We start from the raw sequence: 14,648 nt of genomic DNA, 5'->3' as shown, positions 1-14,648 counted from the left end.
GTTCTTATAGATCCCTGTCAGAGAAGACAGCTTCAAGGCGATCTGCTATTTGCAGTGGAAGTTGATGTTTGGCCTCTTGTGCGGCCAGCAGGATCGCATTACACAAGGCACGCCGTTCAGCACGCCCATGACTTTTTACCACAATGCCGCGCAATCCTAACAGACTTGCCCCGTTATACTGGTCGGGGTTCAGGTAAGAAAAGCGTCGTTTGAACATAAATTCGGCGATACGGCCAAGAAAACTGCGTTTCTTGCGGGGATATCCGGCCAGTTCAGCCATCATCCGTACCACACCTTCTGCCGTCTTGAGCGCGACATTACCAACAAAACCATCGCAGACAATCACGTCACACTCACCACTGAAGATACGATCACCTTCGATGAAGCCAACATAATTGAGTGCACTGCACTGTCGCAGCAGCTCGGCACTGTGCCGCACCAGATCATTGCCCTTGATCTCCTCCTCGCCAATATTAAGCAAGGCGACCCGAGGCGCCGATATGCCTTCTACCTTTTCAGCCACAACGGAGCCCATTACCGCAAATTGCAGCAGCGTATCGGCATCACAACTTACGTTGGCACCGAGATCCAGCATCATGGTGCGCTGGCCGCTCAAGGTCGGCAATGCCTTGATGAGCGCCGGTCTGTCGACCCCCGGCAACGACTTGAGCACGCATTTGGCCATGGCCATCAAGGCACCGGTATTACCGGCACTGACACAAGCATCGGCCTCACCGGCTTTCACCAGATTGAGCACAACGCGCATGGAGGAGTCTTTAAGGGTACGCAGTGCCACGATCGGCTTGTCGCCCATGCCGACCACTTGGGATGCATGTACGAAACGAACGCGGGGATGATTGAGCAAGCCATGTTGCTGCAACAAAGAAGAGGTCTGGTGCTGGTCGCCGACCAAGATCAGTTTTAGCTGGGGCAAAAGAGACAGTGCCTGCACGGCGGCAGGCACTGTTTCAGAGGGGCCAATATCTCCCCCCATGATGTCTAGCGCGACAGTTTGCGTAGACAAAGGCAATCCTTAAGCGATTACCTTTTTACCGCGATAGAAACCATCGGCAGTCACGTGGTGACGACGATGAATTTCACCACTGGTCTGATCAACAGTCAGTGCAGCGGAGGTCAGTGCATCGTGGGAACGACGCATGCCACGCTTGGAACGGGTTTTACGGTTCTGTTGTACGGCCATTGTAGGCTAACTCCTAAATTCACTTACGTTTAAGCGCTTCAAGAACTGCAAAGGGATTCGGCCGCTCATCAGCAGGTTCGATTTCACCCCAACTCATCTCCATATTCCCTCTCGGGCAAGCATCCATCGGATGCATTGCGACTTGAGGTAACGTGAGGATTAATTCATCCTCGAGGATTTGGTGAAGATCTATCTCGCCGTTTTCATCCAACTCAATGGGCTCATAAGCTTCCGGCAGTTCTTCCTCGTTTGTTTTTTCAAACAGCGGAGTGTAGATATATTCAGCTTCACAAAGGTATTCAAACGTTTCACCACAACGTTGGCAAACCAGGTCAACCTTGGCATGGGCAGTGCCTTTCATAACGGTCAACTTCTGGACATCTTTACCAAATTGCAGTGATACATCGATATCACTCTGCAAGCCAGCGGTTGACTCTTCCAGCCTGGGCATCTGCGACTTTTCCACTATCCCGACATAATCGAGCAGTTTCAAGGCACTACGGACTGGATCAACCTTAACGGGCAACTTCACCTTTTGCATAGGGCGCGAATATTATAGGTCCAACAATGGATAGTCAAAGGAAAAAGTCCTTACCGCCGATGATTTTAACGTCACAAGTCCCTAGAATGCCGGTACTTGCTTTCATCGGTGCCTGATATTATGCCACAGAATCTGACCCTCGCCTCAACTTCTCGTTACCGTAAAGCCTTGCTGGAGAAGCTCGGCCTGCCCTTTGATTGTGCCGCACCGGATGTGGATGAGCGCCCACTGGCAGAAGAATCGGCCCAAGCGTTAGTGGCCAGACTGGCCCGCGCCAAGGCAGAAGCCATCGCCGATGGTCGTGATCACGGCCTGATCATTGGTTCTGATCAGGTGTGTGTCTGTGATGGCCGGATCCTCGGCAAACCGGGCACTATCGACAATGCGGTCGCGCAGTTAATGGCGGCACAGGGTCGCAGCGTGACCTTCTATACCGGTTTGTGTGTGCTGGATGCCGCGACCGGGCAGGCCCATCAACTGGTGGAGCCCTTTACCGTTCATTTTCGCAATCTCGATGAAGCCGCCATTCGCCGCTATGTCGAGGCTGAATTGCCCCTCGATTGTGCCGGCAGCTTTAAATGCGAAGGCATGGGGATCGTGCTGTTCAAGGGGCTGGAGGGACGCGACCCCAACGCCTTGATCGGTCTGCCACTGATCGGCCTGATCGAGTTACTGGATCGCCACGGCATCGCCCTGCCCTGATCTCTCATTGCACAAAGAAAGATAACCACGACCAGCGGCAGGATCGCCGCCTCGTCTGGCAAGCACAGTCCGTGATCTTGCTGTTTCACTCTTATCCATCGGGAACCAGATAGTGCGTATAGATGATTTGAGGCTGTTTCTCTCAGTGGTTGAACTGGGCAATTTTGCCGCCGTGGCACACTCCCTTGATGTGCCACGAGCCCAGGTCAGTCGGCGTATTGGCGATCTGGAGCAGGCCCTTGGCTGCAAGCTGTTTACGCGCACCACCCGCAAACTGGCCCTGACGCCAGCCGGCACTGATTACTTTATGCAGTTGCAGGAGATTATTCCCCGGCTCGAAACCCTGAACCAAAGTATCAAGAATCAGAGCTCGGCCCCCACCGGCTCGGTTAAACTGGGGTTGATCGGGGATGCCGATATTCTGGCTCACGATCTGCTGCTTAATTTTCTCAGCCAGTACCCCCTCATTACGCTGGAAACCCACGTCAGTAATCTGGGTTATCACGACATCATGAACTACGGGCTCGATGCCTGTGTCCATATTGGCAAAATGCAAGATAGCTCGTTTATCGCCAGACCCCTGACCACGGTGTCACGCAAGCTTTATGCCAGTCCGGGCTATCTGGCCGAGCACGGCATGCCGCAGCAACTTGAGGATCTTCAGCAACACGCACTGTTGATCCACCGACTGGCCAGCGGTGAACTGGAAGATTGCTGGAACTTCAACACGGGCCCACTCAAAGTGAGTAGCAGACTCATCTCCAACAGCAGCCACTATATTCGCTACGCCGTGCTCAAGGGCGCCGGTATCAGCCTGCTGCCCGAATTGAGCGTCAAGGCGCAGGTCACCAGTGGTGAACTGCTGGAGATCCTGCCTGCCCACAAGGTCTATCTCGATGATGCCTGGCTGGTCTATCCCAGTCGCAAGGGAATGACCCATGCCGCCCGCCTGCTGATCGATAGTTTGCTGGCGGAGTCGGCGCTACTACTAGATTGATTGTCACGTATTTCGAGACATTGAAGCACAGCTAGACGGGATTATTAACGCTTCATGATTCAATTAAACTGGCGCCATATGATAACGCCTGTTTAAAGGAATCCTCCCATGACACTTTCCCATCCCGGTAAAACACTGCTTAGCAGCACACTCCTGCTGCTGTTAAGCGGCTGTGGCGCCGACGCCACCACGCCACCTTCCCAGCAACCAGCACAACTGCGCGCCGTCCAGGTGATGACCCTGGCTGACCCCGTTGCCACCCGAGCGCACAAATTCAGCGGGGTGCTGAAATCAGCCCACACCACTGACCTCTCGTTTCGCGTTCACGGCATGTTACAGGAGCTGGTGGCGACCGAGGGCACACGGGTTCGCAAAGGGGAGCTACTCGCGCGGCTCGACCCGCACGATTTTCAGGTCTCAGTAAGCCAGGGAGAGGCCCAGTTAGCCGAAGCAACCGCCGCCCATCAGCTTGCACGTATCGAGCTTGCTCGGATCAAGCGTGCTTGCGCCGATAACGCCATCGCCGATGTCAACCTCGATCGGGCTATCAGCGGCGAAGCCCGGGCGCACGCAGCGGTCAAGCTGGCCACTCAGGGGCTGCAAAAAGCCCGTGATGCGCTGGCATATAGCGAACTGCGCGCTCCCTTTGACGGGGTAATTGGCAAGCGACATATCGACAATCATGAGTTCGTGCTGCCCGGTATCAAGGTGCTCACCTTGCATCAGCCAGATCAGCTCAATGTGGTGATCGATGTACCGGAACGCCAGGTCAGCAGGATAAAAACCGGTCAGCCGGGTCATCTTGCCTGGGGTCAGCGCCAGCAAGATCTCGCCGTCACTGTGACCGATATCGCCTCCATCCCCTCCCCGCTCAAACGCACCTATGAGGTCACCCTCTCCCTGCCTCGGGATCAGGTCAATCTGGTAGCGGGCAAGTCGGTTAATGTCACCCTCGAACTGCCGCAGCAAGCTGAAACCCCGCTCTTCTGCCTGCCCGCGATGGCGGTCAACAGTCAGGATCGCCAGTGGCATGTCTGGCGGGTGGCGCAAGACCACGTAACCCGTATCCCGGTATCACTCCATGATCAGCAGCAAAATACCCTGTGTGTCAGTGGTGAACTGACGGCAGGTGATCAACTGGTGGTCGCTGGCAGCGCCTTCGTCAGCGAGGGCGAGCAGGTCGCCATTATTGCCAATCACTCGCTGGAACAGGTGGCTATCATGGCAAACCAATCACTGGAAAAGGTCGACAAATCATGAATCTCTCGACCTTTGTGCTACGCCAGAAGACCTTCGTGATCTTCTTCACCCTGCTCTGCACCCTCGTCGGGTTGGTCTCCTACTTCCAACTTGGCAAGCTGGAAGACCCCGCCTTCACCGTCAAAAGTGCGGTGATTGTCACCCTCTATCCCGGTGCCGATGCCGGTGAGGTGGAGCGGCTGGTCACCGATCAGGTCGAAACCAAATTGCAGGAGATGGCGCCGCTATGGAAGCTGCGCTCCCTCTCCCGCCCCGGCAGTTCGATGATTTTTGTCGATCTGCAGGAGCAGGTTAACTCTGCCGAGCTCCCCCAGCAGTGGGACTTGCTGCGCCGCAAGGTGGAGGACGTCAAGCTGTCCCTGCCACCCCAGGCCCAGCTCACCATAGTGCAGGATGAATTTTCCGAAGTGTATGGCATGCTCTTCTCCCTTTATGGCGATAACGTCGCCATGGCCGATCTCAAGGATCATGCCCGCGAACTGCAACGCCGGCTCAAGGCCGTCGAGGGGGTGAAGAAAGTTCAGTTGCACGGCATTCGGGAGCAGGTGATCAACATCGATCTCGATGATGAACGGTTGGCACAAGCCAACCTGACCACCCTGCAGCTGATCGATCAGCTAACCAGTCAAAACATGCCATTGCACAGTGGGGATTTCCCCCTTGGCATCGAGCAACTGCGTGTTGAGCAGGGCGGTGCGTTCAACAGCGTGGAGGATATCCAGAACCTCAGCATCAAGACCGGTATCAATGGTCTCGAAAGCGCCACTGTGAAGCTCGGGGATATCGCCAACATCTATCTGGACTACCAGGATCCCGCCATGACCCTGAGCCGCTTCAATGGCCAGCAAGCGATCACCCTGGCGGTAAGTCCGGTCAACGGCATCAACGTGGTCAGCATTGGTGACACCCTCAAACAGGAGCTGGCACAGTTCGAAGCCACCCTGCCGGATGGCGTGCATATCGGCGTCATCGCCTATCAGCCAGAGGAAGTGGCCAAGTCGGTCAATAACTTCATCCTCAACCTGGCCGAGAGCGTGATCATCGTTGTAGTTGTATTGCTGATCTTCATGGGGTGGCGCAGTGCTGCGATCGTCGGTGCCAGCCTGTTGTTGACCATCCTGTTTACCCTGATCTACCTCAATCTGACCCAGGTCGACCTGCAGCGGGTATCGCTCGGCTCGTTTATTCTGGCGCTGGGCATGCTGGTGGACAATGCCATCGTCATCGTCGATCTCTTTGAGTCCAAATTGCGCCAGGGGATTGCTCGCCATCAGGCGGTGAGCGACAGCATCCGCGAAATGGCGCTGCCGCTGTTGGCTGCCACCCTGATCGCCGCACTGGGAACCGCACCGGTACTGTTCTCCCAGACTGATGCCGCCGAGTTTGCCCTCTCCATCGTCCAGGTGCTGTGCAGCTCCCTGCTGCTCTCATGGCTCATCGCCATGACGGTCACCCCGCTGCTCTGCTGGTATTTCATTCCAACGCCGAGCCAAACCGACGAGACGGCACGGGTCTCACCCATGGCCCAGCTCTACCAAAAAGCCGTGTTCTGGTCGGTTGACCATCCGGTCAAACTGCTGCTCGGGGTTGCCCCTGTGCTGCTGCTGACCCTGGCCGCCATTCCGCTGCTGCAGGTCAACTTCATGCCCTCCTCGGATCGCCCCATGCTGTTTCTCGACTACTGGCTGCCCAACGGGGGACGGATTGCGCAAACCTCCGCCGACATGCACAAAATTGAGCAGTGGCTGCTGCGTCAGCCCCAGGTGATCAGTATCTCCAGCCACGTTGGCGAGAGTGCCCCGCGCTTCTCGGTCACCGTAGAGCCTGAGCCTTTTGACAACAGCTATGGCCAGATCCTGATCAATACCCGCAGTTATGACGATATCGCTTCCCTGACGGCGGCAGGAGATGCCTGGCTGCAGGCCGAGTTCCCTTATGCCGAGCCCAGATTCCGTCCGCTCAAGCTGGCCACCAAAGACAAATTTGCCATTGAAGCCCGCTTCGTCGGACCGGATCCTCAAGAGCTGCACCGGCTGGCCAATCAGGCCAAGCAGTTGCTGGCGGCTAACCCCCACCTCATCTACATCCGCGATAACTGGCGGCAGGAGAGCAAGGTGCTGGTGCCCCTCATCAACCAGGATGCGGCAAGAATGGCCGGCGTCAATCGCACTGATATTGCCAACGCCATTTCCCGGGCAACCGATGGTAGCCTGATTGGCCTGATGCGCCGCGATGATGATCTGATCCCCATCAAACTGCGCAGCAGCAACGCCTCGCTGGAGCACTTTGACAATATTCCGGTGCGATCCCTGCTCGGTAGCCACAGCGTCCCGATGGGACAGGTTGTCGATGGTATCGAATTCAAAGGAGAAGAGAGCATGCGCTGGCGCTACAACCGTCAACCGGCCATCACAGTGCAGGCTGACGTGCGCGGCGATACCCCTTCCAATGTGCGCAAGGCCGTGGCCAGTGAGCTGGAAGCCATTGCCCTGCCCCCCGGCTACACCATGGAGTGGGGCGGCGAATACTATGACGAGAAGCGGTCGGTCGATGATCTGATGACCCAGACCCCCAAGGCGATGATCTTGATGACCATCATCCTGGTCGCCATGTTCAGTGCCTACCGCCAGCCGTTCATCATTTTGGTGACCCTGCCATTGGCCTCCATCGGCGTTGTCTGGAGTCTGTTGTTGCTGGACAAACCGTTCGGCTTTATGGCGATTGTCGGCCTGATCTGTCTGAGTGGCATGATCATCAAAAACGGCATAGTGCTGATCGACCAGATCGAGCTGGAACGCAAGCATGGCAGAGCGCTGGCAGAGGCGGTGAAAGTCGCGACCCTCAACCGCACCATGGCCATCTCGATGGCGGCCCTCACCACGGTACTCGGTATGATACCGCTGCTGACCGACCGGCTGTTTGATCAGATGGCGGCCACCATAGTGGGCGGGCTCTCGGCCGCCTCATTCCTCTCCCTTTTCGTGATGCCAGCCCTCTATCAACTGCTCTATCGCGGCGACAAGCAGGCAGCCATCACCCCTTCGATCAGCAAGGAGCAGTGCCATGATTGACTATCGACTCACCATGGTGGCCGCCGCCCTGCTGCTGTGCGGTTGCAGCATGACCCCAGACTATGAGGTGCCGCTGGTGGCAGTGGGAAATGTCTATCTCAATAGCCAGGGAACAGCGGGGATCAGCGCGGTCAAGCCCGTGGCTGGGGTCCACTGGTGGCAGCAGTTCAATGATCCGCAGCTCGACCAGCTGATCGTGGCCACCCAGCAACAGAACATCCCCATCAGGATGGCCAAGGAGCGGATCAACGCTGCGCAATCCTATCAGGCGGCGGTGTCCTCCCTGAAAGTGCCTACCGTCTCCCTTAATGCCGGTTATCTGGATATGCGGCTGAGCGAGAATGGGCCGCTGAGCGGCCCTGCCGTCACCGAATATGCGCTGCCGCCGCAACTGGGGGGCAGTAGCATCAGCCTGATCGATCGCGACAGCCATACCCATCTGGCCAGCGCATCCATCGGCTGGGAGGCAGACCTGTTTGGCCGCATCGATGCCATGAGCCAAGCCGCCAGCATCCGGGTTGAGCAGGCCGAGCTGCTGCAGCGCAACCTCACCACCCTGATGACCGCCGAGGTGATCAACAACTACTTGCAGTACCGCGCCGCTGAAGAGCGCATGGCCATCACCCGCCAGACCATCACCGAACAGCAACAGGTGCTGGATCTGGTGCTCTCCCTCCAGCGCCACGGCTATGGATCTGAGCTGGATATAGCCAATGCCCGCGCCGCCCAGGCCACCACAGAAGCCATGCTGCCGATGCTCGACAGTGCCCGCGCCGTCCATCTTGGTCGGCTGGCCATTTTACTGGGGGAGACCACCACCCAGACCCGCACCCGGCTCGGTGACGGCGTCTTGCCACAGATGAAGGGGTTGATCCCGGTGGGCCTGCCATCGGATCTGCTGACCAGACGATGGGATATCGCCCTGGCCGAGCGGGAGATGGCCGCGCGCAACCAGCAACTGGGTGCAGCCATCGCCAACCAGTATCCGAAACTGATGTTGACCGGTACCCCCGGGGTATCGGCCCACAATCTGGACGATCTGCTCTCCTCGGGTTCCGTGGGTTGGTCCCTGGGTGCTGGCATAAGCTGGAACCTGTTCGACGGCGGGCGAGGTGCTGCCATGGTGGATCTGCAAGAAGCGGCATTTAGGGAGTCCGCCCTCGCCTATCAGCAGGTCGTCAATGGCGCCTTCAACGAGGTAGATACGGTGCTCAATGCCTATGCAAACAGCCAGGAGTATTACCGCTTGATCAACCAAGCCGACGAGCAGGCGCGCCTGGCGGTCAACAAAGCAACCAGCCTCTATCGGGCCGGGCTCGAAAACCATCTGAGCGTGCTCAATGCCCAGCGCGTAAGCAACAACCTGCAGGATGCCAAAGTACAGGCCAGGCTCAATACCGCCACCACAGTGGTGATGTTGCACAAGGCGCTGGGTGGCGAATGGACAGTGCCACAAACCCCCGCGCATGAGGGAGCGGCAGGATAAGCAAGATAAAAAAAGAGCCCGGCCAATTGGCCGGGCTCTTTTTATCGATGGGATTCAGGCATTCACAATAACTGTTGCAGCGCTGCCATGGTATCCACTACTGCCGATGGCCGGTGACGACTGAGGGCATCACGGTTATCAACTCCCCAGCTGACGCCAATCCGCGGCATGGCAATCGCCTCGGCCATCGCCATATCATGCACCGAGTCACCGATCATCACCGCCTGCCGGGGCAATAGCCCCAACTCGGCCAGGATCTGCTCAAGCATCAAGGGATCAGGCTTGGAGCGCGCCTCATCGGCCCCCCGGCTGGTGATGAACAAGGGGCGCAACCCAGTCTCGTCCAATACCCGGTCAAGGCCACGACGTGATTTTCCGGTGGCGACTGCCAACAGCAGCCCCTGGGCGTGCCAGCCACGCAACAACGCCTCTGCCCCAACAAATAAAGGGCTGGGAGTCACATCGTGCAGATAGTGATGGCGATAGCGATCGGTCAGCCCGGTGATCTGACGCTCATCATCGCCACAGCCAAACAGGCTGGACATGGCCAAATCAAGACTCAAACCGATAATTTGCCGGATCTGGGCTGGGGCTGGCACCGCCAGTTCGCAATCGCTGGCAGCCCCTTGTACACAGGCAACAATCCGGCCCACCGAATCCATCAGGGTACCGTCCCAATCGAAAATGGCGAGCCGGATATCTTGCATTAGCGAGCCAGTTTTTCCAGGAAGCCGTCAAGCTCAGGAGCAAGAGGAGCCTCCATCTGCATCTCGCGACCATCGGCAGGATGAATAAAGCTCAGCTTCCAGGCATGCAAAAACAGTCTTTTCAGCCCTTGGCTGCGCATTTTCTCGTCAAACGCCGCTTCGCCATACTTATCGTCGCAAGCGATCGGGTGACCGGCATGCAGGGTGTGAACGCGGATCTGGTGGGTGCGGCCGGTGATCGGGCTACATTCGACCAGGGTCGCTTCGGCGAATTGGCGCACGATGCGGAACCGGGTTTCAGACGGCTTGCCATCAGCACTGACCCGCACCACCCGTTCACCGGATTGCAGATCGTTTTTGCGCAGCGGTGCATTGACCACTTTGACGTGAGCCTGCCACTTGCCACGAACCAGCGCCAGATACTGCTTGCGCATGGTCTTGACTCGCAGTTGTTCATGCAGGCTACGCAAGGCGCTGCGCTTTTTGGCAACCAGCAGCACGCCGGAGGTATCGCGGTCGAGACGGTGTACCAGCTCGAGGAAGCGGGCGTCCGGACGCAAAGCACGAAGTCCCTCGATAACGCCAAAGCTGAGACCACTGCCACCGTGTACGGCCATGCCAGAGGGCTTGTTCAGTACGATCATGGCCTCGTCTTCGAACAGGATCTGGCTCTCCAGACGCTGGATAACCCCCAGATTAGCCGACGGCAGTTCATTTTTTTCGGCAACGCGGACAGGGGGTACCCTTATCACGTCACCCGCGCAGAGTTTGTACTCCGGTTTGATGCGCTTTTTGTTTACCCGCACTTCGCCTTTGCGAAGGATGCGATAGATCAGGCTCTTGGGGACGCCCTTTAGCTGAGTCTTGAGAAAATTGTCGATGCGCTGCCCGTCATGCTCAGCTTCGATGGTGAGCAGCTGCACTTGTTGTTGTATCTGTGTCATGGCGCGGATTTTAACACTGCCAAGGCCCCTTGGCTGCATGGTTTGTTGAAAAATGGCGCCTTGCTATAAAAGAGGTTTAAATGGGATAATAAACAAGGTTTTGTCATTGTGTTCAAGCCTTGTACTAAGTGGCCAAATAGTATGCCACCCAATCCCGAAACACCGTGTATACAAGAACATGACGGTTCCCGGGTGCGAGGTACAACGCATGGAGAACACAAACATTACCGTTTATTTGTCTCCACTGCGGCACCCTTAACTCGTCACCTCTCGAGAAGTGACGACCAGAGCGCCCTTAGTTTGCGCCTCATGCATACCCCAGCCGGGAGGTTGCCCAAGTATGCTGAAGACCCGAGGCCGGCGCCGGCAGGACCCAAGTGGAGGAAATCAAAATGACACAATAATGAGAACTCAATGAAAAGAATGCTAATCAACGCAACTCAAGAAGAGGAGTTGCGCGTAGCGCTGGTTGACGGACAACAGCTTTACGATTTGGATATTGAAAGTCCGGGACACGAGCAAAAGAAAGCGAATATTTACAAAGGTAAAATCACCCGCGTAGAGCCCAGCCTTGAAGCTGCTTTTGTCGACTACGGCGCAGAACGACACGGTTTTCTGCCGTTGAAAGAGATCGCCCGCAACTATTTCCCCTCCGGTTACTCCTATCAGGGTCGTCCCAACATCAAAGAAGTGGTCCGCGAAGGCCAGGAAGTGATCGTTCAGATTGATAAAGAAGAGCGTGGCACCAAGGGTGCAGCCCTCACTACCTTTATCAGCCTGGCTGGTAGCTATCTGGTACTGATGCCGAACAACCCCCGTGCCGGTGGTATCTCCCGCCGCATTGAGGGTGATGAGAGAACGGAACTGAAAGAAGCCCTGAACGGACTGACCGTGCCGGAAGGCATGGGTCTGATAGTGCGTACTGCCGGTGTTGGTAAGTCTCCGGAAGAGCTGGAATGGGATCTGAATGTTCTGCTCAACCACTGGGACTCCATCCACAAGGCATCACAAGAGCGCACTGCGCCTGTGCTTATCCACCAGGAAAGCAACGTGATCGTGCGTGCCATTCGCGATTATCTGCGTCGCGATGTGGGTGAAATCCTGATCGATGACCCGGTAATTTTTGAACGTGCCCGTGCTCACATCGAGCTGGTTCGTCCCGATTTCCTCAATCGGGTGAAGTTGTACAAGGGTGAAGTTGCCCTGTTCAACCACTTCCAGATTGAGAGCCAAATCGAGTCGGCCTTCCAGCGCGAAGTGCGCCTGCCCTCTGGCGGCAGCATCGTCATCGATCCGACCGAAGCACTGACCTCCATCGATATCAACTCCTCCCGCGCCACCAAGGGCGGCGATATCGAAGAGACTGCGCTGCAAACCAACCTGGAAGCGGCCGACGAAATTGCCCGTCAATTGCGTCTGCGCGACCTGGGTGGCCTGATCGTCATCGACTTCATCGACATGACCCCGGTTCGCAACCAACGCGAAGTGGAAAACCGTCTGCGTGAAGCTGTGCATCAGGATCGCGCCCGCATTCAGCTGGGACGTATTTCCCGCTTCGGTCTGCTCGAAATGTCGCGTCAACGTCTGCGCCCCTCTCTCAACGAGTCCAGCAGCCACATCTGCCCTCGTTGCCAGGGTCAAGGTGTCATTCGTGACAACGAATCCCTCGCATTGTCCATCCTGCGTCTCATCGAAGAAGAGGCCATGAAAGACAATACCGAGCAGGTACACGGTCAAGTGCCGGTCGATGTTGCAGCCTATCTGCTCAACGAGAAGCGCGCCGCCATCGCCAGCCTGGAACAACGCAATGATGTCCGTGTTTACATCATTCCGAACCAGCATCTGGAAACGCCGCACTACGAAGTCACCCGCATTCGTCAAAACGAGATTGCGGAAGCGGCCAGCTATGAACTGAAAACCGAAGTGGCCAAGCCGACCTACCAGCCGAAACAGGCCCAGGTGATAGAACGTGAACAGCCACTGTTGCAAGGTTTTGCCCAACCGGTACAACCTGCTCCTGTAGCCGCTCCGGCCCCCGTTGCAGCAGCCACTGCCGCAGCAGCCCAAGCCGGTTTCTTTGGCAAACTGATCAAGGGTATTGCAGGTCTGTTCAGCAATGATGCCGCCCCTGCCGCAGTGAAAGCGCCTGCCGAACAACCGGTTGAGCGGGAAGTTCGCAAGGATGACGGTCATCGTCACCAGCGTGATGACGCCCGTGGCCGTGGTCAGCGTCCTCGTCGTGACGACAATCGCAATAACCGCAACAATGCGGAAGCTGGCGAGAAACGTGAAAACGGTAACCGTGAAGGTGCTGAAAACCGCAATCGCCGTCCTCGTAAAGAGCGTGAACCCCGTCAGGAACGCGAACCACGCGCTGAAGCTCGTAATGAGCAGCGCATGGAGCGTGAACCCCGTGCTGACGTGCAACCGCGCGTTGAACGTGAGCCTCGCGAACCTCGTCAAGAGCGCGAGCCCCGTGCACCACGTCCGGCCCGTGAGCCCCGCGCTCCTCGTGAGCAGCGTGCTGAAGTCGTTGTTGAAGCAGTAGAAGCCATTGACACTGTGGAAGCCGCGATCGAACCGCGTCAGGAAAAAGAGCAGAAAGTGGCTGAGCGCCGCGAACGTCGTCAACTGCGTAAGCAGATCCGTGTCGATGTCGTTGCTACCGATGCCCCTGCCCTGCCGGTTGACGAGGCGCCAGCTGAAGTGAACGAGGCAACCGTGGGTAATGAGCAGGAAGAGCAGACCGAAGGTCAACGCCGCTCCCGTCGTACCCCGCGTAGTCAGCGCATTGAAGGTCAGCGTCGCAAGCGTATCAACGAAGATACCCGTAGCCAGCGTGATGAAGAGCAGCAAGCAGATGTCACTCTGACAGCCGCGGCCCAGGCCGATGCTGCGCAGGTTAAAGTGGAAGAGCCTGCTGTGCCTGTCGTCACTATTCCTAGCGCAGACGCCATTGCTGCGGCACTGCAGGCATCTTCAGCCTTGACTGAACATGTGGTTGTAGAAGCTGTTGCCGATGACATCCGTGATCAGGTCGTCGCAACCGAGGTTCACACTGCCGTGGCTGACGTTACTCCAACAGCACCGACTGCCGCACCTGCGCAGATTGTTGCTGATGTGGTAGTCGCTCCTGTTGTTGCCGAGATGACACCTGTCATTGAAGTCGCGCCGGTTGCCGAAGTCGTTGCAGTGGCTGACGTGGTGATTGCACCTGCTCCGGTGGTAGAAACTGCCTCAGTAGCTGCAGTTGCCGTTGAAGCTGCGCCAACTACCGAAGTAACAGCACCTGTGGTCATTGCTGAAGTAGCCGTGATCGAGCCCGTCGTTGTGGCCGCTGTTGAGCCTGTTGCCAAGGAAGCGGTTGCCGCCCCTGTGGCCAAGCAGGTCAACAAAGGTGCCGGTTTGCTGGCTCGTGCTCGCAAAGCCTCTGCACCTATGGCCACCCCTGCCGAGGTGCCTGTCGTGCAGGTTAACAGTGAGCCAGTGAGCCATCCGCCACTCGTTCGCAGTGAAGTGGCCAGTTCTGGCCGTCACGGTGGCAGCACTGCTGCTGTTAACGTGGCAACCAGCCCTGCTGGTCGACCATAACAGACCAGGGTTACCTGATTTGCCAAAAGCCACACCATCCGGTGTGGCTTTTTTTATTGCCTATCACACGCTCATCTTGGCGCTCTCTTTTAGTACCACCCTGCTAGTCCTGACGGCCCTTTTAGCCTTTGCTCAACCGGTTTGATCA

General features: G+C 57.1%; 11 protein-coding genes. 6 read left to right on the top strand and 5 right to left on the bottom strand.

The features are described 5' to 3' along the window. Positions 1-4: 4 nt before the first annotated feature. From plsX to yceD, 3 genes are read right to left on the bottom strand one after another with little or no spacing between them, the layout of a single operon-like run. Positions 5-1,024 carry a phosphate acyltransferase PlsX gene (gene plsX, locus ACY8FN_RS14115; protein ID WP_139727833.1) on the bottom strand — a complete coding sequence of 340 codons (1,020 nt, stop codon included), beginning with the start codon at positions 1,022-1,024 and terminating at the stop codon, positions 5-7. 9 nt (positions 1,025-1,033) lie between these two features. Beyond that, entirely contained in the window at positions 1,034-1,201 is a 168-nt protein-coding gene (gene rpmF, locus ACY8FN_RS14110; protein ID WP_042021907.1) for a 50S ribosomal protein L32, read from the bottom strand. A 19-nt stretch (positions 1,202-1,220) separates the two neighbouring features. Continuing rightward, positions 1,221-1,742 (bottom strand): 23S rRNA accumulation protein YceD, encoded by a 522-nt coding sequence (gene yceD, locus ACY8FN_RS14105; protein ID WP_042021904.1) that lies wholly within the window; start codon positions 1,740-1,742, stop codon positions 1,221-1,223. 120 nt (positions 1,743-1,862) lie between these two features. Here yceD and ACY8FN_RS14100 point away from each other — a divergent pair, with 120 nt between their 5' ends. From ACY8FN_RS14100 to ACY8FN_RS14080, 5 genes are all read left to right on the top strand, one after another. Next, positions 1,863-2,444, top strand: coding sequence for a Maf family protein (locus ACY8FN_RS14100; RefSeq protein WP_463100359.1), 582 nt, complete (start codon positions 1,863-1,865; stop codon positions 2,442-2,444). Between the two features lie 112 nt (positions 2,445-2,556). Beyond that, positions 2,557-3,441, top strand: coding sequence for a LysR family transcriptional regulator (locus ACY8FN_RS14095; RefSeq protein WP_098969394.1), 885 nt, complete (start codon positions 2,557-2,559; stop codon positions 3,439-3,441). A gap of 108 nt (positions 3,442-3,549) precedes the next feature. Continuing rightward, positions 3,550-4,701, top strand: a complete 1,152-nt coding sequence (locus tag ACY8FN_RS14090) for an efflux RND transporter periplasmic adaptor subunit (protein ID WP_463100358.1) — start codon at positions 3,550-3,552, stop codon at positions 4,699-4,701. After that, complete coding sequence (locus tag ACY8FN_RS14085; RefSeq protein WP_463100357.1) at positions 4,698-7,772, top strand: efflux RND transporter permease subunit; 3,075 nt, start codon at positions 4,698-4,700, stop codon at positions 7,770-7,772. The genes ACY8FN_RS14090 and ACY8FN_RS14085 overlap by 4 nt, the downstream gene beginning before the upstream one ends. Further along, positions 7,765-9,258, top strand: coding sequence for an efflux transporter outer membrane subunit (locus ACY8FN_RS14080; RefSeq protein WP_463100356.1), 1,494 nt, complete (start codon positions 7,765-7,767; stop codon positions 9,256-9,258). The genes ACY8FN_RS14085 and ACY8FN_RS14080 overlap by 8 nt, the downstream gene beginning before the upstream one ends. A gap of 62 nt (positions 9,259-9,320) precedes the next feature. On the opposite strand, the gene ACY8FN_RS14075 is transcribed toward ACY8FN_RS14080, so the two are convergent. Continuing rightward, positions 9,321-9,965 (bottom strand): HAD-IA family hydrolase, encoded by a 645-nt coding sequence (locus tag ACY8FN_RS14075; RefSeq protein ID WP_101319971.1) that lies wholly within the window; start codon positions 9,963-9,965, stop codon positions 9,321-9,323. Then, entirely contained in the window at positions 9,965-10,909 is a 945-nt protein-coding gene (rluC, locus tag ACY8FN_RS14070; protein ID WP_206665165.1) for a 23S rRNA pseudouridine(955/2504/2580) synthase RluC, read from the bottom strand. The genes ACY8FN_RS14075 and rluC overlap by 1 nt, the downstream gene beginning before the upstream one ends. A 414-nt stretch (positions 10,910-11,323) precedes the next feature. Here rluC and rne point away from each other — a divergent pair, with 414 nt between their 5' ends. Then, positions 11,324-14,500 carry a ribonuclease E gene (gene rne / locus ACY8FN_RS14065; RefSeq protein WP_463100355.1) on the top strand — a complete coding sequence of 1,059 codons (3,177 nt, stop codon included), beginning with the start codon at positions 11,324-11,326 and terminating at the stop codon, positions 14,498-14,500. The last annotated feature ends 148 nt before the right edge of the window (positions 14,501-14,648 follow it).

The organism is Aeromonas sp. 160P, from assembly GCF_055193095.1.
Note: the sequence above shows the minus strand (reverse complement) of the source record. Positions and strands in the feature narration are given on the sequence as shown.